Raw genomic sequence first — 22,619 nt, 5'->3', positions numbered from 1 at the left:
ATGAGATATATGTTACTCGTTTCTTATTCTCCACTCTTCGTAGGTTAAGGTGAATTTATTTCACGGTAACGAACTCTGGATAGGCATCAATTCCGCAGTCATGTAAATCCATACCTGCCAGCTCTTCTTCTTCCGTGACCCGGATACCCATGGTCACTTTCAGCACACCCCATAGCGCCAAGCTTGCCGCAAATACCCAGCCAAAGATAACCACCGCACCGAGTAGCTGAGCACCAAATGTTGCGTCCGCATTGCTAAATGGCACCACCATCAGGCCGAAGAAACCACACACACCGTGCACTGAAATTGCACCGACTGGATCATCAATTTTTACTTTATCAAAGGCGATGATACTGAATACAACCAACACGCCAGCAACGACACCAATGCTCACGGCAGCCATCGGGGATGGTGACAATGGATCGGCGGTAATCGCAACCAGCCCCGCCAACGCGCCGTTCAGCACCATGGTTAAATCCGCTTTACCCCAGGTTGTTTTACATACCGCTATCGCGGCTATCGCACCAGCAGCCGCCGCGGCGTTAGTGTTTAAGAAAATCTGACCAACCGCTGTTGCATTTTCAAAGTCAGATAGCATCAACTGCGAACCGCCGTTAAAACCAAACCAGCCAAACCACAGGATAAACGTACCCAGCGTTGCCAGTGGCATATTTGAACCAGGGATCGGGTGAACTGCACCGTTCTTGCCATATTTACCTTTACGAGCACCCAGCAGCAGTACCCCCGCTAAAGCGGCTGCGGCACCTGCCATGTGGACGATACCTGAGCCGGCAAAGTCGCTGAAACCCGCTTCAGACAGAAAGCCGCCGCCCCAGGTCCAGTAACCTTCCATTGGGTAGATAAAAGCCGTAAAAATGACAGCGAAAAGAAGGAACGACCATAATTTCATTCGTTCAGCAACGGCACCGGATACCACGGACATCGCAGTTGCAACAAAGACCACCTGGAAGAAGAAATCAGATTCCAGCGAGTGATCTGCGCCTTCCGCCTGGCTACCAATTAAGGCTCCAATGGAGGGTAACCAGCCGCCTTCCCCGTTCTCGAGGTACATGATGTTATAGCCGACAATCAAGTACATGGTGCAGGCGATCGCATACAGGCAAAAGTTTTTAGTCAGAATTTCAGTCGTATTCTTAGATCGCACCAAACCCGCTTCGAGCATGGCAAATCCGGCCGCCATCCACATAACCAGCGCCCCTGACATCAAGAAAAAGAATGTATCGAGCGCATAACGCAGCTCTGTTACCGTCGTTGTTAGTTCCATTGTCGTCTTCCTCTATAACCACTAGATTGGTATTTATTCCATTACTTAAGAACAATGCTTAAAGCGCTTCGAGATCTGTCTCACCGGTACGGATGCGCACAGCATGGTCCAGGTCATAAACAAAAATTTTGCCGTCACCAATCTTCCCTGTTTGCGCCGCTTTAGTGATTGCCTCAACAATGGCATCAAGGTTCTCGCTCTGAGTCGCAATCTCCAGCTTTACCTTCGGCAAAAAATCGACCTGATATTCGGCGCCGCGATATAGTTCGGTATGCCCTTTCTGACGGCCAAATCCTTTAACCTCAGAGACTGTCATCCCCTCAACACCAACATCCGATAGTGCTTCACGAACATCATCCAGTTTGAAGGGTTTAATAATTGCGCTAATCAATTTCATCGCCTGCTCCTTAAATTCAAATTCCTTCTGATTTACATAAGTTAATTAACAAGCTTTATGCCAAGTTTTAAAAACAATTAAATTCAACAACTTAAAAAAACACAGAAGAATAAACGAAAAAGGCCGCACCGATATGGTGCGGCCTTTTCACTGAAAGGATGCAAAAAAGAAGAGAATTAACGAAACCTCTTAAAAGCGAGTCACGAATGCACGCCAGGCATGCAAAACCTGCTCAAGATCTTCAAAACCACACAACGACATACTCTCTTCGTCATAAAAATGCATGTCTTCTTCAAACTCATCATCATCTTCTGAAAACATGCAGTTAGCCTGTACTAAAGCCTCGTTATCCTGCAGTACCAGTGAGAGGTCTTCACCCAGCATACGCCATTCTTTGGTGCTGTTTTTTAGCGCACCAATCTGGGCCTCAATCATATCCATCTTATTAAAGTCTTTACCGACTTCTTCCAGTAACCAGCGCCCCAGCGCTTCATGGCCCATCGAAAAAATCACATGATAGCTACCGTCCAGGGTATTTTTCTTAAATTCGTAGTCCATAGCTATCCTCAAAATCTGGTAATGTAAGGTGTGTTGAAGTTCGCACATTTTCAGGATCTGAGCCCAGATTGCAACTGAATGCGGCCATTGCACGATAATTTGTTGAGCATGCCATGCAGATCATATACCCAAGTGACTTATCACGATGAAAATTGTTATTGCACCTGATTCGTATAAAGAAAGCCTTACGGCGATGGAAGTCGCGACGGCGATGGAAGTCGCGACGGCGATTGAAGCGGGCTTCCGTCAAGTACTGCCCGATGCCGAATACCATAAATTACCGATGGCCGACGGCGGCGAAGGCACGGTTCAGTCTCTGGTTGATGCTACCAATGGTTCGATTGTTGAGCACCCCGTCACGGGGCCGCTCGGCGAGCAGGTGCAAGGTTTCTACGGCCTGATGGGTGACGGCAAAACCGCAATCATCGAGATGGCTGCCGCATCCGGCCTGCATCTTGTGCCAACGGAACAGCGAAACCCTTTACAAACCACCACCTTTGGTACTGGCGAACTGATCAAAGCGGCACTGGATAAAAGGGTCGAGCATATTATTGTCGGGATCGGTGGCAGTGCGACGAATGACGGTGGTATCGGTATGGCGCAGGCTCTCGGGATCAAAATGCTCGATGCTGACGGCAAGGAAATTGGCTACGGTGGTGGCGCACTGGCTCGCCTGGCAACCCTTGACATGTCCGGCTTAGATCCTCGTCTGGCAGACGTAAAACTCGAAGTGGCTTGCGATGTCGATAACCCGCTTTGTGGTCCCAAAGGTGCCTCACATGTCTTTGGCCCGCAAAAAGGTGCGACACCTGAAATGGTAGAGCAACTTGACGCCAATCTGGCTCGCTACGCACAGATCATCAAAACGCGACTCGGGCGAGATGTGAAAGAGATGGCAGGGGCAGGAGCCGCCGGAGGCTTAGGTGCCGCACTGCTTGGCCTGCTGAATGCCAGTCTGCGCCCCGGTATCGATATCGTGATGGATGCCGTGAATTTAAGTGAAATTGTCTCTGATGCCGATCTGGTGATCACTGGTGAAGGCCGCATTGACAGCCAGACCATTCACGGTAAGACGCCGATCGGTGTTGCTCGTACCGCGAAAAGATTTCACCTTCCGGTGATCGCTATTGCAGGCTGTTTATCGCATGACTGTAATGTGGTGTATGACCACGGTATTGATGCCGTCTTCAGTGTCGCTCCTCGTGCCATGGCACTGAGTGATGCTCTGAACGAGGCCGCTTTCAATGTCCAGATGACAGCGCGTAATGTCGCAGCCATGTTTGTGATAGGAAAAAAGTAACCATTCGGTTTCGAGATTCGAGATTCGAGATTCGAGATTCGAGAAAAAAGGGTAAGCCACCACATCAAGAAAAAGAGCAAGCTCATCGCTTGCTCTTTCTTATTAAATGGCCTCGGAACGGACCAATATGATTACGAAACAAGTAATGTCTCGGATCTAGCAACTCGTCCCTCGCCTCTGTTACCTCTACACTGCCGTCTGGATAATCACATCATCCGCTTTCTTGGTGTAGCTTTCCATACGATGGAAATTCAAGTAACGGTAGGTATCAGCGGCTGTTGCATCAATCTGCTTCGCATACTCCAGGTACTCTTCCATCGTTGGAATACGGCCAAGGATCGCCCCCACAGCTGCCAGTTCAGCAGAAGAAAGATACACATTGGCCCCCGTACCCAACCGGTTCGGGAAGTTGCGCGTTGATGTCGACATCACGGTCGCGTTATCGGCAACACGCGCCTGATTACCCATGCATAACGAACAACCCGGGGTTTCAATGCGCACCCCGGCGCGGCCAAAGATACCGTAGTAACCTTCTTCGGTGAGCTGATCTCTATCCATCTTGGTTGGCGGAGCCACCCATAGGCGGGTTTCTAACTGGCCGCCGAATTTCTCAAGCAGTTTACCTGCGGCACGGAAGTGGCCGATGTTGGTCATGCAGGAGCCGATGAACACTTCATCAATCTGTGTTCCCTGAACATCAGACAGCAGACGCGCATCATCCGGATCGTTTGGCGCACAAAGAATCGGCTCTTTGATCTCAGCCAAATCAATGTCGATAACGTGTGCATATTCCGCGTCTTTGTCAGCTTCCATTAGCTCAGGATTAGCCAACCACTCTTCCATCGCCGTAACGCGACGCTCGATGGTACGACGATCGCCGTAACCTTCAGCGATCATCCACTTCAACATCACGATGTTAGAGTTTAGGTATTCCGTAATAGATTCTTCGGAGAGCTTCACGGTACAACCTGCCGCACTACGCTCAGCGGATGCATCAGACAGCTCAAAGGCCTGTTCAACCGTCAGGTGTTCGACACCTTCAATTTCCAGTACCCGACCAGAAAATTCATTGATCTTACCCGCTTTCTCTACGGTCAACAGCCCTTGCTGAATCGCGTAATAAGGAATGGAATGCACTAAATCACGCAGGGTAATACCTTCTTGCATTTCACCTTTAAAGCGAACCAAGATCGATTCAGGCATATCAAGCGGCATCACACCGGTTGCTGCAGCAAATGCCACCAGACCAGAACCGGCAGGGAATGAAATACCTAACGGGAAACGGGTATGCGAGTCACCACCGGTACCGACGGTATCAGGCAGTAGCATACGGTTTAGCCAGGAGTGGATAACACCGTCCCCCGGACGAAGTGATACGCCGCCACGGTTCATGATGAAATCAGGTAACGTATGGTGGGTCTTTACATCAATGGGTTTGGGATAAGCCGAGGTATGGCAGAATGACTGCATGGTTAGTTCGGCAGAGAAACCGAGACACGCCAAGTCTTTCAGTTCATCGCGGGTCATTGGCCCGGTGGTATCTTGCGAACCAACCGTTGTCATCTTAGGCTCACAGTAGGTGCCCGGACGAACGCCTTCAACACCGCAGGCTTTACCCACCATTTTCTGCGCTAAACTATAACCTTTGCCGGTATCTGCTACCTCGCCAGGACGGCGGAACACATCAGAAGCAGGAAGAGAAAGTGACTGGCGTGCACGATCTGTCAACCCACGCCCGATGATCAGCGGAATACGGCCACCAGCACGGACTTCATCAATCAGTACATCGGTTTTCAGCCCAAACGTCGAAACCACTTCATCGCTGCCGTGATGGCGAACTTCACCTTTAAATGGATAAACATCAATCACGTCACCCATATTCAGTGCGGTGACATCGACTTCGATAGGCAATGCGCCCGCATCTTCCATGGTATTAAAGAAGATGGGGGCAATCTTGCCGCCCAGCACATAACCACCGGCGCGCTTGTTCGGTACATATGGAATGTCATCGCCCATAAACCAAAGCACGGAGTTAGTCGCCGATTTACGCGATGAGCCGGTACCCACAACGTCACCCACGTAAACTAACTGGTGGCCTTTTTCCTGCAAAGCTTCAATTTGTTTAATTGGCCCAATTGAGCCGTGTTGATCCGGTTCAATTCCTTCACGGGCATTTTTTAGCATGGCTAAGGCATGAAGTGGGATATCCGGACGAGACCAGGCATCCGGTGCGGGTGAGAGATCATCGGTATTGGTTTCGCCCGTCACTTTGAAGACTGTCAGCGTGATTTTTTCTGCCAGTTCCGGCTTAGACAGGAACCACTCAGCATTAGCCCATGACTGAATAACTTGCTTAGCGAAGTCATTACCCGCTTTGGCTTTCTCTTCGACATCATAGAAAGAATCAAACATCAGCAGGGTGTGAGAAAGCGCCTTAACAGCAATAGGAGCAAGCTCGGCATCATCAAGCAGAGAGATAAGTGGTTCAATGTTATAACCACCCTGCATGGTGCCAAGAAGCGCTGCGGCTTTTTCTTTGCTAACAATAGGAGAGACCGCTTCGCCTTGAGTGATGGCGGCTAAGAAGCCCGCTTTAACATAAGCAGCTTCATCTACGCCCGGGGGAATACGATTTTCCAGCAGATCAAGCAGTGCAGATTCTTCACCCGCTGGCGGATTTTTTAACAACTCGACCAGAGCGGCAACCTGCTCAGCATGTAATGGCTGAGGGACAATCCCTTCTGCTGCACGCTCTTCGACGTGTTTACGGTAGGCTTCAAGCACGACATATTCCTCTTATTTACGGTTTAACCTTAATTGGTCAAACATCCTTGGAAGTGATTGATCTCCTCTCATCATGCGCGCTGTATTGTTTCTCAAACTCAGATCCAAATGCGTGCAGAAGAAATCAAAACCGTTCGCCCACCTTACCAGTTTTAACTTAAAATTAAAATCCACTCTCTTTTTACAACATTCACATTATTCATATTTTCAGCTAATTAGCCGCCACAACTCCGATGTTCAGAATGCTCCGCCAAAAAACAGATAGAAAGAACTGAAATTTTGTTCGGTTCGGCCATAGGCCAGAATTAACGGCCCTGCAGGGGTTTTAATGCCGCTAAAAATACTACCCGCCCAGTATTTTGGCACCTCATAAAAAGGCAACGAATTATCATTGAACACCCCGCCCCATTCGAGCGAGCCGCCAATATAGACCGGCGATTTAAACAGGCCAAAGTCATTATCCATCAGACGATAGCGGTAGATCGCGGCAGAAAATATTTTGTTATTACCAGAAAGACTGTTTTTCGGAATGCCAGAAAGGTGCAAGAATCCCCCCAGCTCTGCCGGTTCCAGCTGAAGATCTTCATCCGATTTGACCCGACCATACTCCGCTTTTCCCATGATAGTATGGCGCTGATAGGTATAAGCCCCTTTCCATGCCACATCGACATGGAAGGCAATATCACTGATTGACTCGCCATAATAGTCAATTTTATCATCTGAAACGGCAAATTCTACTTTCAGTAAATTACCATGACTAGGCAGACTATAGTCATCCAGCGTATCGAGATTATAGTTGATGTACCCCACCCGGCTGTTACGCGACAGGGTTCCCAGTATCTCATCCAAAAAACCCGGAAAAACGACACCGCCTACAATATAGCGGTAGCCTAAGCGTACCTCCTGCCACAATTCTGGCTGCCAGCCTAATGACGCATCCAGCGTTGTATTGGTATATTCCGCGGATATAAAATTATCAATATCAGGCAACAACGGCTCATCCTCATTTGACGCCAGGTTTTTATGGCTGATCTCATACTCGGCACCGAGCAAACCAAACCATTTCTGATCGCTGATAAAGGGCAGATACATCTCCGTTGCCACCCTTTTATCCGTTCCGAATTCCAGCTCGGTTCGCCACTCGGCCCCGGCCTCACTTAAGCCAGTGACATTAAACGCCACACCAAGGGAATAATCCGTGGTGTTTTTAAAGTCGTCTTCGAGGGCAAAGCGTAAATCAACAAAGTTAGGCCCCCAGCTTTTTTCCTGCACATCAAGTACCACGACATTTTTACCGTGCTCTTTTTCAATGCTGTAATCAATCCGCTCGAAACGATCCAACGCATAAAGATTACGGACGCTGCCAGCCAGCTCTTCCGAGCTGATAGTTGCTCCTGATTCGAGTTCCAGGCGCTTAAGCAGCGCCTCATCTGAATATTGGCTATGGTTGGCAAGGCGAATTTCATCAACCTGCAGTTGCTCAAAATGTTCCAACTGGCGGCGGCGGTGCTGTTTGCTCTCGATGTAGGTTTGATAGGTTACCGAACTACCAAGATGAGCCAACTGATCTTTCATTGCCATCGTCGTCTTATAGCCGCTCTCATAGGCTTCTGGCATACGCTGAAAATCGATGGTTTTAATACCCTGGGTATCAGGTCGGATCAAGACATCTCGCTCACCCAGCAATGCGATTTGTTGCATTGCATTATTGCGAACCATAAAATCAGTCAGCTGATCCATCACGGCAAAGTAATTATTCAACTCATCACGACGTTTAAAATCATTACTAATATCAACCGCAATAATAATGTCAGCCCCCATTTCTTTTACCACCGAGATTGGTAAGTTATTGGTAATACCGCCATCGACCAGTAACATGTCGTCTAACTCCATCGGCGGTAAAACGCCGGGAATAGACATGCTGGCTTGCATTGCCTCTGCTAAATCCCCCTTGGCCAGTATCACCGGTTGCAAAGACTCAATATCACTGGCTACCGCCCGGAACGGGATCGCCAGCTGGTCAAAGCTCTCAAACTTGGGTAGTCCCCCAGAGGTCGAGCGCAAAATCTCGCCCATTTTTTGTCCTTGAACAAAGCCTTTGGGCACTTTCAGTTCCCAAAACTCAAAGCCGATATCCGTCTTAATTTGAAAACGATCTTCCTGCTGCTTTTCCCTTACCCGCCGGTCACTGCGCACCACGCGATCCTGATAGCCAGAGCTCCAGTCCACGGTTTCAATAAATGCCTCAATTTCATCAGCACTCATCCCGGCGGCATACAAACCTCCGACATAAGCGCCCATGCTGGTTCCGGCAATAAAATCCACCGGGATATGCATCTCTTCCAATGCTTTCAATACCCCGATATGGGCAGCTCCTTTCGAGCCGCCACCGCCAAGCGCCACGCCTATTTTAGGTCTATCTGCGGCTAACGACTGGAATGATAACAATGCACAAAAAGTGACAATAACCACTAAAGTAATGTAACAACTAGGCCGATATACATCGTAGCGCCGATTTTTCAGGGATGGCTTCACAAATATCATTCTCTTTAAAATCCATGAGCTGAATACTTACACCAATCACATTAAGTAATATCAATTGGTTACTTAATGATAACAATATTAAGATTGGAACATTTTCAAATACTTCTTTCGCTGTTCAAATCGCCCTGATGCGAATTGCTACTTATTAATATTACAACAGACAAGTAACTAATCATTATGACGTTCAACCAACTAACCATAAAACAAAAGCTGATCTTCGCGATAGTTCTTGCCGTGCTGGCTTCGACGGCCCTGGTAGGATTTATCAGCCAGAACCAAGCCCGTAATGTGGTCGAAGAACGATTATTAGAATCGGAACTTCCAGCCACTTTGATCCAGATAAGAGAAACTATCGACAAAGAAATAGCGGTTATACAATCTGCTGCGGAGCAATTGGCCACTAACCGCTTTATTATCGAGTTCTATAATGGTGCCCGTTCACCTCAACAAGAAGCGCAACTAGTTCAGATTCTGAATGATATCAGAATTCAATATAACTTAGTCGACTCCTCTGTTGCTGATCGGAGCAGTAATCATTACTGGAACCAGGATGGATTTCTGCGCCAGCTGAATCAGCAACAGGATGGTTGGTTCTTTGATTACAAGAACAGTGGTGATGCCAAGATGCTAAATGTCTTTCGTGAAGCCAACGGTGACGTAAAACTCTTTGTGAACTTCCAGCAGCTTAATGGCCAAGGCATGTCAGGCTTGTCTAAATCATTAAATGAAATGGTCACGTTCATTAATCAGTTTCAACTGGAACAAAGCGGTTTTGTCTATCTGACTGATGCCGAAGGCATGATCCGCCTGCATAAAGACAGCGGAAAAATGGGTAAGGCAAACCTGAACCAACTCTACGGTTCGGATATTGCCCGCCAGCTGCTAAACAAAGACAGCTTTAACTTTGCAGAATCTCAGGCTGGCGGACGAGAGATCTTGCTGGCGACCAGCTATATCCCCTCAATGGGTTGGTATGTCGTTGCTGAGCTGCCCAAAGAAGAAGCCTTTGCCGGCCTTAACCAGGCCCGAAACCAGATCATGATGTGGACGGCTGCTATCGCGGTAATTTTTGTTCTGCTCGCTATCTGGCTGGCCAGTAATATTACCCGTCCAATCGAACGCTTAGCCTCTGTGTTCAAAGATCTGGGTGAAGGCGAAGGTGATTTGCGTCACCGCATTGAGATTCATGGTAAAGATGAAATTGCTCAGCTCGCAGAAGGCTTTAACGGCTTCATTGGCAAAATCCATTACTCGGTCAAGGAAGTCGCTGAAACGGGTAATGCCCTGCGGGATGCCGCCGAGTCGGTTGCGACTCAATCACAAATGACGCTTGATAATAGCCACAGCCAGCGCGACCGCACCATTCAGGTTGTTACAGCCATTAATGAGATGGGGGCGACCGTTAACGAAATAGCCGGTAATGCGGCCCAAGCCGCCGAGGCCGCTCATGGTGCTGAAGAAGAAACCAACAATGGCCAGGCCATCGTGACTCAGGCCCGAAACACCATTAATCAATTATCGGGCGACGTCGAGCAGGTCAGCGAAGTCATTGGCTCCCTGGCGAACAACACCCAGGCTATCGGCAGTATCTTAGATGTGATCCGTGGCATTTCAGATCAAACCAACCTGCTTGCGCTTAATGCTGCGATTGAAGCCGCACGCGCCGGCGAGCAGGGACGTGGTTTTGCCGTGGTTGCCGATGAAGTTCGCAGCCTGGCCAGCCGCACGGCAGATTCTACCGATGAAATTCAAGCCATGATCAACCGCCTTCAGGAAGAAGCGAGCAATGCGGTAACGGCGATGCAGCAGAGCCGCCAGCTGACCTCTGACGGGGTTTCAGCGACAGATGAGGCATCCGGGGCTCTGGTCTCGATTGCCGATCGCATTACGCTGATTTCAGATATGAACACCCAAGTGGCAACGGCAACTGAAGAACAATCGACCGTGGTGAACGATATTAACCGCAACATTGAAGAGATCAATGAAACCACCCAGCGCACGGCAGATACCGCGACTGAACTGGCTCACTCAAGCCAGTCTCTACGCGAACTGTCTAAGCGTCTGGATGAAATGGTGGGGACGTTTAAGCTTTAAAAAGCAGGGGCGAGTTTTCTAGAAACTCGTCCCTCGTCTCTGTTTTTCCGACAAAAAAAAGGAGCCTTATGGCTCCTTTTTCAGAATACGAGAAAATTACTTCTTCTTTTTCTTCGCTTTCGCATTCGGTAAGTCAGTGATGCTACCTTCGTAGATCTCCGCCGCCATACCGATTGACTCGTGAAGCGTTGGGTGAGCGTGAACCGTCAGAGCAATATCTTCTGCATCACAACCCATCTCGATCGCCAGGCCGATTTCACCAAGCAGCTCACCGGCATTGGTACCGACAATAGCACCACCGATAACGCGGTTAGTGTCTTTGTCGAAGATAAGCTTCGTCATACCGTCAGCACAGTCAGATGCGATTGCACGACCCGATGCCGCCCAAGGGAAAGTTGCGGCTTCGTAGTTGATACCCTCAGCTTTCGCTTCTTTCTCGGTCTTACCTACCCAGGCAACTTCCGGCTCAGTATAAGCGATTGAAGGGATCACTTTAGGATCGAAATAGTGCTTCTTACCCGAGATCACTTCAGCCGCAACGTGACCTTCATGCACACCTTTGTGAGCAAGCATCGGCTGGCCGACAATGTCACCAATCGCGTGAATGTGAGAAACGTTCGTGCGCATCTGCTTATCAACGTTGATGAAACCACGCTCATCGACATCAATGCCTGCAATGCCCGCATCAAGCAGTGCACCGTTAGGAACACGGCCGATTGCAACCAGTACCGCATCATAACGGGTCGGCTCAGCAGGTGCTTTCTTGCCTTCCATTGATACGTAGATACCGTCTTCTTTTGCTTCAACCGCGGTCACTTTCGTTTCCAGCATCAGGTTGAACTTGTTCTTCACTCGCTTGGTGTAAACTTTGACGATATCTTTATCTGCCGCAGGGATCACCTGATCGAACATTTCAACAACGTCGATCTGAGAACCCAGAGCGTGGTAAACCGTACCCATTTCAAGGCCGATGATACCGCCGCCCATGACCAGCAGCTTCTCTGGCACTTCTTTCAGTTCCAGCGCATCGGTCGAGTCCCAGATACGTGGATCGTCATGCGGGATAAATGGCAGTTTAATCGGACGGGAGCCCGCTGCAATAATCGCATTGTCGAAGTTCACTGTTGTTGTTTCTTCGCCTTCACCGCTGTTGTTTGTAACAACAATCGAGTTAGGGCCGGTAAATTTACCAAAACCATTAACAACCGTCACTTTACGCATCTTAGCCATGCCGCCAAGACCGCCAGTCAACTGATTTACAACTTTTTCTTTCCACAAACGGATCTTAGAAATATCAGTTTGAGGTTCGCCAAAAACGATACCGTGGTCGGCCAGCGCTTTGGCTTCTTCAATAACTTTAGCTACGTGCAGTAGTGCTTTCGATGGGATACAACCCACGTTCAAGCAAACACCACCTAGGGTGTTGTAGCGTTCGATGAGTACTGTTTCCAGACCCAAGTCAGCACAACGGAATGCTGCGGAGTAACCGGCAGGACCGGCACCAAGTACCACGACCTGGGCTTTGATTTCTTTGCTCATCTTGACCTCGTTGTAGTCTTTTATCCCTGACAGGCTTGTAAAGATATTCGATTTTATTGGTTTTCAGCCGTATAACATTTTACAGAGGTGTTAACAGAGTGAAAAATAAAATCACAGAGCCTGTGAGCTATACAACAATTCCGGTATCAGTTTTTCCACTGATACCGAAATTGGGCGGTAATAACCTTACGGTTGCTGTCTTGTCGGTGACAGAAGCCTGATCCTAATTAAAAAATAATTAGAGAACCAGACGACGAATATCCGACAGACAACCGTTGAGGTAAGTAATGAAACGCGCACCTTCGGCACCGTCGATCACGCGGTGATCGTAAGACAGTGACAGAGGAAGCATCAGGCGAGGTTCGAAATCCTTGCCGTTCCATACTGGTTTCATTTCAGACTTAGATACCCCAAGGATACCGACTTCCGGTGCATTTACGATTGGAGTAAATGCAGTACCGCCCAGGCCACCAAGGCTAGAGATAGTGAAACAGCCTCCCTGCATGTCTGCAGCCGTCAGCTTACCAGCACGTGCTTTCTTAGAAACCGCCATTAGCTCTTCAGACAGCTCGTAGATACCTTTCTTGTTCACGTCTTTGAATACAGGAACAACCAGGCCGTTTGGCGTATCAACCGCGATACCCACATTCACATACTGCTTCAGGATCAGGCTTTCACCGTCTTCTGAAAGCGAAGAGTTGAAGGACGGGAATGCTTCAAGCGCTTTAGCAACAGCTTTCATGATGAACACGAGTGGCGTGATCTTCATGCCTGTGTCTTTCTTCGCTTCAATTGCGTTCTGCTCTTTACGGAATGCTTCCAGCGCTGTGATGTCTGCGTTATCCCACTGGGTAACATGCGGGATCATTACCCAGTTACGGTGCAGGTTAGCGCCAGAGATCTTCTTGATGCGAGACAGAGGCTTAGTCTCAACGTCACCAAACTTGCTGAAGTCAACTTTCGGCCAAGGTAGCAGACCCAGTGCAGAACCGTCGCCACCTTTAGCTGATGCCGCCGCACCAGATTCAAGGCGCTTAAGCGCTTCTTTCACGTAGTTCTGTACGTCTTCTTTCTGAATACGGCTCTTACGGCCCGTTCCTTTCACCTTAGACAGGTTAACACCGAACTCGCGAGCAATACGGCGAACAACTGGCGATGCGTGCGCATACTCGTTGTTTTCCTGGAAGTCGCCCGTTGCAGCCGGAGCAGCCGGAGCGTCTGGTGCCGCTTGAGGTGCTGGTGCCGGTGCGGCTGCTTGAGCAACAGGCGCCGCTGCAACTGGTGCAGGCGCGGCGCCTGCCACTTCAAAGATCATTACCAAAGAGCCCGTTGATACTTTATCGCCAACTGCAATTTTGATTTCTTTCAGTACCCCAGCAAACGGTGCAGGTACTTCCATTGATGCTTTGTCGCCTTCAACAGTAAGAAGAGACTGCTCTTCTTCGATGCTGTCACCGATAGCCACCATGATTTCAGTCACTTCGACTTCGTCACCGCCGATATCCGGTACGTGAACTTCTTTCAGCTCAGCCGCAGCAGGTGCAGCAGGTGCCGCCGCTTCAACTGCAGGTACTGGCGCAGCTGCTGCGCCTTCTGCTTCAAAGATCATGATTAAAGAACCGGTAGAAACCGTGTCGCCTTCTGCGATTTTGATTTCTTTAACGATACCCGCCTGAGAAGCCGGTACTTCCATAGAGGCCTTGTCGCCTTCTACCGTGATCAGAGATTGCTCTTCTTCAACCTTGTCGCCAACGCTAACCAGGATCTCAGTGACTTCAACCTCGTCTGCACCAATGTCAGGTACATTAATTTCGATTGCCATGTTTTATTGCCTCTTACGCGTATAGCGGGTTCGTCTTGTCAGCGTCGATATCGAATTTCGCAATTGCCTGTGCAACGACAGATTTCTCGATATCACCACGTTTAGCCAGTTCAGTCAGTGCGGCAACAACTACGTAGCCTGCGTTAACTTCGAAGTGACGACGTAGGTTTTCACGGCTGTCAGAACGACCGAAACCATCAGTACCAAGTACTTTGAAAGATTCAGACGGCATGAATGCTCGAACTTGCTCTGCATAGTTCTTCATGTAGTCCGTTGCAGCGATTGCAGGTTCACTGCCCATTACTGATGTGATGTAAGGGACTTTCTGCTCAGCTTCCGGGTGCAGCATATTGAAACGCTCTGCGTCCTGCCCTTCACGAGTTAGCTCGTTGAAAGAAGTAACCGAATAAACGTCTGATGCTACGCCGTAATCCTCGCTCAGGATCTGAGCGGCTTTACGTACTTCATTCATGATAGTACCGGAGCTCATCAGCTGAACCTTAGGCGCTTTTGCTGACTCAGAACCTGCGTAAGATTCTAGCTTGTAGATACCTTTACGAATGCCTTCTTCAGCACCTTCCGGCATTGCTGGCATTGCGTAGTTTTCATTCATAAGCGTCAGGTAGTAGAACACGTTCTCTTGGTTCTCACCGTACATACGACGGATACCGTCTTGCATGATAACTGCAAGCTCGTACGCAAATGTTGGATCGTAAGAGATACAGTTAGGAACTGTGTTCGCCTGAATGTGGCTGTGACCATCTTCGTGCTGCAGACCTTCACCGTTTAGGGTCGTACGGCCAGCCGTTGCTCCCAGTAGGAAACCACGTGCTTGTTGGTCACCTGCCATCCATGCCATGTCGCCAACACGTTGGAAACCGAACATAGAGTAGTAGATGTAGAACGGGATCATCGGCAGATCATTGGTGCTGTATGACGTTGCAGCAGCAACCCATGAAGACATTGCACCCAGTTCATTGATACCTTCTTGCAGTACCTGACCAGACGTTGCTTCTTTATAGTAAGAAACAACACCACGGTCTTCAGGAGTATATTCCTGACCGTGCGGGTTGTAGATACCGATTTGACGGAACAGACCTTCCATACCGAAGGTACGTGCTTCATCGGCGATGATAGGAACGATGTTCTTACCAATGCCTTTGTTTTTAAGCAGAATGTTCAGCGTACGAACAAATGCCATCGTGGTAGAGATGTCACGCTTTTGCGCGTCAAGCAGAGGCTTGAACTCTTCAACTTCCGGGATAGCCAGCTCTTCAGTGAACTTAGGCAGGCGCTTTGGCGTGTAACCGTGCAGTGCGTTACGGCGTGCGTGCAGGTAGTTGTACTCTGCAGAACCTTCTTCCAGTTTCAGGTATGGAAGGCTCTTCATTTCCTCTTCAGATACAAGGTCTTGCAGGCCAAGACGATCGCGCAGGTATTGAACATGGGTCATGTCCATTTTCTTCACACCGTGAGCGATGTTCTTGCCTTCTGCCGCATCACCCATGCCGTAACCTTTAACTGTTTTAGCCAGGATTACCGTTGGACGACCAGCCGTTTCTTTTGCATTGCTGAACGCAGCAAACAGCTTAGAAGACTCGTGACCACCACGCTTAAGCGCGAAGATTTCGTCATCAGTCATATCAGCAACCAGTGCCGCTGTTTCTGGGTACTTACCAAAGAAGTGCTCACGTACGTAAGCGCCATCTTTCGCTTTAAATGTCTGGTAGTCGCCATCGATAGTTTCGTTCATTAGCTGAAGAAGCTTACCGGTAGTGTCTTTCGCTAGTAGCGCATCCCAGTTGTTGCCCCAAACCACTTTAACCACATTCCAGCCGGCACCTTTGAACAGGCCTTCCAGCTCTTGAATGATCTTACCGTTACCCATAACAGGGCCGTCAAGACGCTGTAGGTTACAGTTGATCAGGAAGCATAGGTTGTCTAGCTTTTCACGGGCAGCGAAAGAGATCGCTCCGCGTGATTCTGGCTCATCCATCTCACCATCACCCAGGAACGCGTACACGCGCTGAGCTGATGTATTTTTAAGACCACGACCATCCAGATACTTAAGGAAGCGTGCTTGATAGATAGCAGAGATTGGGCCCAGCCCCATAGAAACAGTCGGGAACTGCCAGAACTCAGGCATTAGTTTAGGGTGCGGGTATGAAGGAATACCTTTGCCATCAACTTCCTGGCGGAAGTTGTCTAGCTGATCTTCAGTCAGGCGACCTTCAACAAATGCACGAGAATAGATCCCCGGAGAGATGTGGCCCTGGTAATATACCAAGTCACCGCCATCAACTTCGTTTGGTGCACGGAAGAAATGGTTGAAGCATACTTCGTAGAAGGCAGAAGCTGACTGGTAAGAAGCCATGTGGCCACCCAAGTCTAAATCTTTCTTAGAAGCACGTAGTACGATCATGATTGCGTTCCAGCGGATAATGGAACGAATACGACGCTCAAGAGTGGTATCACCAGGATACGCTGGCTCTTGTGCTGATGGAATCGTATTGATGTAGTTAGTAGTGATGCCTGTTGGCATATCTACACCGTCTAAACGCGCTTTATCCAGAACTTGCTCAAGCAGGAACTGTGCACGCTCTACACCTTCTTCACGAACGACTGATTCCAGAGCTTCTAACCACTCTTGAGTCTCAAGTACGTCAACGTCATTTTTCATGACTTCAGACATGCGATCTATCCTTTCGTTGATAATCTACAAAACTTAATACCAATCGTCATAGGTATCTGAACTATTAAGAACAGATAATTATGACGACTGGAATCTTGTCGCGACTGCCCAATACCTTACGTTATTGTTATGAAGGTATTAATCCAGCCCGTCCTTGCGCTGTTGAATCCGACGAAGAGAGCGTTCACGCCTGCTCTCTTCACGCGATAAATCCAACAAGGTCTCCTCGATGTAAGCCAAATGTGCATGCGACGCTTCTCGCGCCTGTTCTGGCTGACCAGAAACAATCGCCTGCACAATATCGGCTCGATGCTTTCTCACTTTTCCCACCACCTCTTGGCGGCGGTTCAAAAGCTCAAAGTTTTGTAATACGTTTTGCTCTAGCAATGGGGCAAGGCTGCGAATGATATGAAGCAGTACCACGTTATGAGCGGATTCTGTCACCGCAATCAGGTACTGCATAACCGCTGATGCTTCCGCTTTTAAATCGCCTTGTTGCTGAGCCTCTTGTATCCGTACATGGCAGTCACGGATACGAGTAAAATCTTCTTCGTTGCCTCGCAGTGCTGCGTAATAAGCAGCAAGCCCTTCAAGGGCATGGCGGGCTTCAAGTAAGTCCAGTTGTGTTTCCGGGTGAGCCGCAATCAAATCCAACAAAGGCTCAGAAAAGCTCTGCCATAGCTTCTCTGTCACAAACGTTCCTCCGCCCTGGCGACGAGTTAACAGTTTTTTAGCTTCAAGTCGCTGGATAGCTTCTCGCACAGAGGGACGTGAAACATCGAATTGCTTAGCCAGCTCACGCTCTGGAGGCAACTGCTGGCCCGGGGACAAGGTGCCCTCGAGGATCAGACGCTCAATCTCCTGCTCGATAGCATCGGAGAGCTTAGGTTGGCGAATCCGTTTATAAGTCATTTTTTATTTATGCTTCTTGTACTTATATCGTTTCAGACAAATCCACTATGTGACTAAGTGCGGACAATTGGTCTTACCAATTTAACAATGGAAAGAAAGTTTACAGAAATAATTGAGGATGTCCACCCACAACTTGATGGAAATCATAGAATCGCGGGTGATTTAACAAAAACGTCAATTTATGACAACTTATTAAAACAATGTGGTTCACGGGGAGCAACAAGGGGAAGGGTAGATAGGGAGAAGAAAAGTATCAATGGTCAAACCAATTTCTTAGCAACGATGTTCTCATCTGGCACTAACAAACATTGAGCAGCGCGGTTTTAAACAGTCGCCAGTCAAAAGCCAGACCGGGATCGGTTTTGCGGCCAGGCGCAATAAACTCATGCCCGGTGATCCGGGAAGAGTTAATGTGGGGATAATGTGCCATGATAACCCGGCTAAGCCCTGTTAAGGTGTCATACTGAGCCTGGGTATAAGGGAGGGTGTCCGTTCCTTCCAGTTCTATACCAATAGAAAAATCATTACATTTGTCTCGCTCGGCAAAGCGTGAAACGCCGGCATGCCAGGCGCGACAATCAAACGGTACGAACTGAATAATACCGCCATTTCGTCTAATTAAGCAGTGTGCTGACACACGAAATCCGGAAATTACCTCGAAATAGGGATGTTCAGTCGGGTTCAACTGCCCGGTAAAGAGTTGCTCGATATAAGGACCGCCAAACTGACCCGGCGGCAAACTGATGTTATGCACCACCAGCAACGAAATATCCTGGCCATCCGGGCGTTGGTCATAAAACGGGGAAGGCACGTGTTTGACGCCTTCGAGCCAGTGGTTATTATTTATTGTTAACATTTGTTAATCCTGTGGGGTTAAGATCCTAGAAGCGAGTATCGAGTGAAAAGATCCGAGAAGACAAATCACGCTTATCAAAGCGCAGCGCCCTCGTTTCTACTTCTGGGACCTGGGGACAGAGTTCAAAAATCACTTCGTCATGTCAAGCTTTTGCTCTTTCTCGATACTCGTTACGCTCAACTCGTCTCTTTTTCATAGGTTCTCAGGGCCATAGGACCGCTCTTAAAAACCGCTCTTTCTTGCTTTTCCTCGGTCCTAGGTTCTCGCATCTCGCGGCATCTCAAGGTATGATCAGCGTTATCAAAATCCGGGAAAATTCTACCTGCTTTTCCTGTTCATTAGCAGCTCAACCTATTGCTACGGATTCGCCATGACTAAGATGGAAAGAAAGCACGACAGCCAAGCGCGCTTAAACTACTTAATACAACAATTACCCCGAGAGATCAGCCGTGCGGTCGCTGATACCCTGCGTGAAGATCTGGGCGGTACGATCAATCCTGATCTGGATATTACCGCCAGCCTGATCCCGGCAGAAAGCCAGAATGTTGCGACCATTATTACCCGAGAACACGGCGTGTTCTGTGGTCAGCTATGGGCTGATGAAGTCTTCAAGCAGTTGGGCGGCGAAGTTTCTATCGAATGGCATGTGCAAGATGGCGATACCGTAGAGCCAAACCAGACACTCTGCACCCTGACCGGCCCGTCGCGTATTTTGCTGACCGGTGAACGCAATGCAATGAACTTCATCCAGACCCTGTCTGGCTGCGCCACCGTTGTTGCCCAGTATGCCAAGCAACTCGAAGGTACCCATACCCGTCTGCTTGATACCCGTAAAACCATTCCGGGCCTGCGCAGTGCACTGAAATATGCGGTCACCTGCGGCGGCGGCTATAACCACCGTATCGGGGTGTTTGATGCGTATCTGCTCAAAGAAAACCACATCATCGCCTGCGGCGGCATTGCCCAAGCCGTTGAGGCTGCAAAAAGGCTCAACCCTGACAAGCCGGTGGAAATCGAAACGGAAAGTCTGGACGAGCTGCAACAGGCGATTGATGCCGGTGCCGATATCATCATGCTGGATAACTTCACCACCGAGATGATGCGCAAAGCGGTTGAAATCAACCAGGGCCGCGCTGCGTTAGAAAATTCCGGCAACGTGACCTTAGAGACGATCCGTGAATTTGCCGAAACCGGCGTCGATTACATTTCGGTCGGGGCGCTGACCAAGCACCTCAAGGCGATGGATCTGTCGATGAGGTTTAAGTGATAAAGATCCGAGATTCTAGGATCTAGGTTCTAGGTTCTAGGAAAGCGATTTGATTACCAGTAAATTAAAAGGAGAGCAATAAGCTCTCCTTTTTACTTTCTACCTTCCATTCATTCCACGTATCTATCTTTAACTTTATCATTATATATTAAAGACTTAAGCTTACCACTCAGTCCTTTGAAAACAAGCTTTCCGTCCCCCCGCCATATGCAACAAGTGCAACCTATTGCGTTATATTTCAAACTGCGCCGAGCAACTGTTCCTTCCATGTTTAGCACTCAACCAATTGGCTATAACTTTATTCTCACTGGACAATTACTAATGCCTGACGGCAATTTTCAAAGGATACAAAAATGAAAAAACAACAGGGTTTTACCTTGATTGAACTGATGATCGTAGTGGCAATTATCGGCACACTGTCAGCCTTCGCGATGCCCGCTTATCAAAACTACACCAAACGTACACATGCCTCGGAAATGTTAAATGCAACAGCGGCAATGAAAACGTCGGTTGGTATTTGTTTACTTAATGGCAACATCGATATATCAGGAAGTGCCAGTACCATTGACTGTTCAAGCGGCAAAAATGGTGTTCCAGGTAAACAAACGTTTGAAAAAAACAATGGTGACGCATTTGAAATTGCATCAGACGTAAAGGCTGCCGTTTCTGATAAAGGTGAAATATCAGTTTCATCAGGTAAGGTGTATGCCAATGTACCATCGGGAAAAACCAAAGGTTCATTACCCAAAAATGCTGTAGTGCTTGTTACTCCAACAGCAAGTAAGAACGGCGTTGTCTGGGGCGTTACTTGTACCGGTGATGATCATACGGACTTCTGTCCTAAGAGCTAGTAGATGCAAACCAACCTCGCGTCCATCCTGCATCAGGCTGACTTGATCAGCCCGGTGCAGGCGCAGCAAGTGGTGGACTTTGTCCGGGCAGAAGGCACTAGCGTACCTTCTGCCTTGGTGTCTCTGGCCGTTTTCAACGACGGCGAACTGGCGCGCCACCTTGAGTCTATTTTTGCCCTCGAGCGGGTCGATGTCCACCAGTACGATTACACCGGGTGCTGTAAAACGCTCAACCAGCGCGAGCTGATACTGCGCCACAAAGTATTGCCGCTAGGGCTGACCGAATCGACCCTGTTGCTGGGGATCAGCGACCCCACCTATATTGATGCCCAGGATGAGTTTCGCTTTGCCACCGGCAAAAACATCGAGCCGCTGCTGCTGGAAAATAAACAGCTTGAAAGTGCCATCCGGCGGATTTACGGCAGCGACATTGGTGAAACCCAGCACCGGCGAGATGTCAGCGATCAGGATCTGGACGATCTGGTTGATATCAGCGACAGTGAAATTGACGACACCACCGATCTAAGCCAGGACAGCGCGCCGGTTACCCGGTATATCAACCAGGTACTGCTTGAAGCGGTCCGGAAAAAAGCCTCAGACATTCATTTTGAGCCTTTTGAGGAGAGCTACCGGATCCGCTTTCGCTGTGACGGTATCCTGCATCAGCATGCCACCCCGCCTGCTCAGCTGTCACGGCGCTTATCGACCCGTTTAAAGGTGATGTCAAAGCTCAATATTGCCGAGCGCCGCCAGCCGCAGGACGGCCGGATCAAACTCAAATTAACCCCTACCCTCGCGGTTGATCTGCGGGTTTCCAGCCTGCCGACACTGTGGGGCGAAAAGATCGTCCTGCGAATTCTTGACGGCTCCAGCGCCAGCCTGGATATTGATCTTCTCGGTTATAACGCCAAGCAAAAGCAGGATTACCTGGCGGCACTTGAGCAGCCGCAGGGGATGATCCTGATGACCGGGCCGACCGGAAGCGGTAAAACCGTCTCCCTCTACACCGGGCTTAAGATCCTCAATACCGACGCGCGCAATGTGTCAACGGCTGAAGATCCGGTAGAAATCAACCTGCCGGGCATTAACCAGGTTCACATCAATACCCAGGTTGGCTTGGGTTTTGCCGAAGCGCTGCGGTCGTTTTTACGCCAGGATCCGGATATCGTGATGGTCGGCGAGATCCGTGACATGGAAACCGCCGCCATTGCGGTAAAAGCCGCCCAAACCGGCCACTTGGTGCTTTCGACCTTACATACCAATTCTGCGGCAGAGACCGTCACCCGCCTCACCAACATGGGGATCGAAGACTTTAATCTCGCCTCTTCGCTTAGCCTGATTATCGCCCAGCGCCTGGCTCGCCGCTTATGCCCGCACTGTAAGCAGATCCACGATATTGACCCAGTCAGCCGGGATAAGCTTGCGATCCCGCTAACCAGCGTGATTTTCAAAGCCAGCGAACACGGCTGCGATGATTGTAATAAAGGCTATCTAGGCCGGGTCGGGATCTATGAAGTGATGCCCTTTAGCCGTGAACTGGCCGAAGCCCTGGTCGCAGGGGCAAGTACCTTGGAGCTGGAAGCAATCGCCTGTCAACAAGGCATGCAGCGCCTGCAGCAATCGGGGATTGAAAAGCTCACCGATGGCATTACCAGCCTGGCTGAGCTGCAACGTGTTTTGCATTATTAATCGTATTGAGTTTTGAGTAGCGAGTAGCT

General features: G+C 49.1%; 15 protein-coding genes. 5 read left to right on the top strand and 10 right to left on the bottom strand.

The features are described 5' to 3' along the window. Positions 1-55 precede the first annotated feature (55 nt). The 3 genes from C9I89_RS12640 to C9I89_RS12630 all read right to left on the bottom strand — a co-directional run bounded on the left by C9I89_RS12640 (position 56) and on the right by C9I89_RS12630 (position 2,240). Positions 56-1,285, bottom strand: coding sequence for an ammonium transporter (locus tag C9I89_RS12640; protein ID WP_107283714.1), 1,230 nt, complete (start codon positions 1,283-1,285; stop codon positions 56-58). Positions 1,286-1,343: 58 nt separating this feature from the next. Continuing rightward, positions 1,344-1,682, bottom strand: a complete 339-nt coding sequence (locus tag C9I89_RS12635) for a P-II family nitrogen regulator (RefSeq protein ID WP_107283713.1) — start codon at positions 1,680-1,682, stop codon at positions 1,344-1,346. Positions 1,683-1,871: 189 nt separating this feature from the next. Next, positions 1,872-2,240 carry a YacL family protein gene (locus C9I89_RS12630; RefSeq protein ID WP_107283712.1) on the bottom strand — a complete coding sequence of 123 codons (369 nt, stop codon included), beginning with the start codon at positions 2,238-2,240 and terminating at the stop codon, positions 1,872-1,874. Positions 2,241-2,385: 145 nt separating this feature from the next. Here C9I89_RS12630 and C9I89_RS12625 point away from each other — a divergent pair, with 145 nt between their 5' ends. Then, a complete protein-coding gene (locus C9I89_RS12625) occupies positions 2,386-3,540 on the top strand; it encodes a glycerate kinase (protein ID WP_107283711.1) in 1,155 nt (384 codons plus the stop codon). 186 nt (positions 3,541-3,726) lie between these two features. Here the strand turns inward: C9I89_RS12625 and acnB are convergent, their stop codons facing one another. Both acnB and C9I89_RS12615 read right to left on the bottom strand, forming a co-directional pair. After that, the gene (gene acnB, locus C9I89_RS12620; RefSeq protein WP_107283710.1) at positions 3,727-6,324 is read right to left on the bottom strand and encodes a bifunctional aconitate hydratase 2/2-methylisocitrate dehydratase; all 2,598 of its coding nucleotides are present in this window, start codon (positions 6,322-6,324) and stop codon (positions 3,727-3,729) included. A gap of 237 nt (positions 6,325-6,561) precedes the next feature. Continuing rightward, positions 6,562-8,868, bottom strand: coding sequence for a patatin-like phospholipase family protein (locus C9I89_RS12615; protein ID WP_107283709.1), 2,307 nt, complete (start codon positions 8,866-8,868; stop codon positions 6,562-6,564). 177 nt (positions 8,869-9,045) lie between these two features. Here C9I89_RS12615 and C9I89_RS12610 point away from each other — a divergent pair, with 177 nt between their 5' ends. Beyond that, positions 9,046-10,962, top strand: coding sequence for a methyl-accepting chemotaxis protein (locus C9I89_RS12610; RefSeq protein ID WP_107283708.1), 1,917 nt, complete (start codon positions 9,046-9,048; stop codon positions 10,960-10,962). A gap of 96 nt (positions 10,963-11,058) precedes the next feature. On the opposite strand, the gene lpdA is transcribed toward C9I89_RS12610, so the two are convergent. From lpdA to ampD, 5 genes are all read right to left on the bottom strand, one after another. Further along, the gene (gene lpdA, locus C9I89_RS12605; protein WP_107283707.1) at positions 11,059-12,501 is read right to left on the bottom strand and encodes a dihydrolipoyl dehydrogenase; all 1,443 of its coding nucleotides are present in this window, start codon (positions 12,499-12,501) and stop codon (positions 11,059-11,061) included. 238 nt (positions 12,502-12,739) lie between these two features. Continuing rightward, a complete protein-coding gene (aceF, locus tag C9I89_RS12600) occupies positions 12,740-14,323 on the bottom strand; it encodes a pyruvate dehydrogenase complex dihydrolipoyllysine-residue acetyltransferase (protein ID WP_107283706.1) in 1,584 nt (527 codons plus the stop codon). 13 nt (positions 14,324-14,336) lie between these two features. Beyond that, complete coding sequence (gene aceE / locus C9I89_RS12595; protein WP_107283705.1) at positions 14,337-17,015, bottom strand: pyruvate dehydrogenase (acetyl-transferring), homodimeric type; 2,679 nt, start codon at positions 17,013-17,015, stop codon at positions 14,337-14,339. Between the two features lie 138 nt (positions 17,016-17,153). After that, positions 17,154-17,927, bottom strand: a complete 774-nt coding sequence (gene pdhR / locus C9I89_RS12590; protein WP_107283704.1) for a pyruvate dehydrogenase complex transcriptional repressor PdhR — start codon at positions 17,925-17,927, stop codon at positions 17,154-17,156. Positions 17,928-18,225: 298 nt separating this feature from the next. Beyond that, positions 18,226-18,783, bottom strand: a complete 558-nt coding sequence (gene ampD / locus C9I89_RS12585) for a 1,6-anhydro-N-acetylmuramyl-L-alanine amidase AmpD (RefSeq protein WP_107283703.1) — start codon at positions 18,781-18,783, stop codon at positions 18,226-18,228. Between the two features lie 379 nt (positions 18,784-19,162). Here ampD and nadC point away from each other — a divergent pair, with 379 nt between their 5' ends. The 3 genes from nadC to pilB all read left to right on the top strand — a co-directional run bounded on the left by nadC (position 19,163) and on the right by pilB (position 22,590). After that, positions 19,163-20,050, top strand: a complete 888-nt coding sequence (gene nadC / locus C9I89_RS12580; protein ID WP_107283813.1) for a carboxylating nicotinate-nucleotide diphosphorylase — start codon at positions 19,163-19,165, stop codon at positions 20,048-20,050. A gap of 353 nt (positions 20,051-20,403) precedes the next feature. Further along, complete coding sequence (locus tag C9I89_RS12575; protein ID WP_107283702.1) at positions 20,404-20,901, top strand: pilin; 498 nt, start codon at positions 20,404-20,406, stop codon at positions 20,899-20,901. Positions 20,902-20,904: 3 nt separating this feature from the next. Beyond that, positions 20,905-22,590, top strand: a complete 1,686-nt coding sequence (gene pilB / locus C9I89_RS12570) for a type IV-A pilus assembly ATPase PilB (protein WP_107283701.1) — start codon at positions 20,905-20,907, stop codon at positions 22,588-22,590. Positions 22,591-22,619 lie beyond the last annotated feature (29 nt).

The organism is Photobacterium lipolyticum, assembly GCF_003026475.1.
GTDB lineage: Bacteria > Pseudomonadota > Gammaproteobacteria > Enterobacterales > Vibrionaceae > Photobacterium > Photobacterium lipolyticum.
Note: the sequence above shows the minus strand (reverse complement) of the source record. Positions and strands in the feature narration are given on the sequence as shown.

Coding starts and splice junctions, on each gene's coding strand:
- C9I89_RS12640 (WP_107283714.1), bottom strand. CDS start 1,285: ATGGAACTAACAACGACGGTAACAGAGCTGCGTTATGCGCTCGATACA.
- C9I89_RS12635 (WP_107283713.1), bottom strand. CDS start 1,682: ATGAAATTGATTAGCGCAATTATTAAACCCTTCAAACTGGATGATGTT.
- C9I89_RS12630 (WP_107283712.1), bottom strand. CDS start 2,240: ATGGACTACGAATTTAAGAAAAATACCCTGGACGGTAGCTATCATGTG.
- C9I89_RS12625 (WP_107283711.1), top strand. CDS start 2,386: ATGAAAATTGTTATTGCACCTGATTCGTATAAAGAAAGCCTTACGGCG.
- C9I89_RS12615 (WP_107283709.1), bottom strand. CDS start 8,868: ATGATATTTGTGAAGCCATCCCTGAAAAATCGGCGCTACGATGTATAT.
- C9I89_RS12610 (WP_107283708.1), top strand. CDS start 9,046: ATGACGTTCAACCAACTAACCATAAAACAAAAGCTGATCTTCGCGATA.
- lpdA (WP_107283707.1), bottom strand. CDS start 12,501: ATGAGCAAAGAAATCAAAGCCCAGGTCGTGGTACTTGGTGCCGGTCCT.
- aceF (WP_107283706.1), bottom strand. CDS start 14,323: ATGGCAATCGAAATTAATGTACCTGACATTGGTGCAGACGAGGTTGAA.
- aceE (WP_107283705.1), bottom strand. CDS start 17,015: ATGTCTGAAGTCATGAAAAATGACGTTGACGTACTTGAGACTCAAGAG.
- pdhR (WP_107283704.1), bottom strand. CDS start 17,927: ATGACTTATAAACGGATTCGCCAACCTAAGCTCTCCGATGCTATCGAG.
- ampD (WP_107283703.1), bottom strand. CDS start 18,783: ATGTTAACAATAAATAATAACCACTGGCTCGAAGGCGTCAAACACGTG.
- nadC (WP_107283813.1), top strand. CDS start 19,163: ATGGAAAGAAAGCACGACAGCCAAGCGCGCTTAAACTACTTAATACAA.
- C9I89_RS12575 (WP_107283702.1), top strand. CDS start 20,404: ATGAAAAAACAACAGGGTTTTACCTTGATTGAACTGATGATCGTAGTG.
- pilB (WP_107283701.1), top strand. CDS start 20,905: ATGCAAACCAACCTCGCGTCCATCCTGCATCAGGCTGACTTGATCAGC.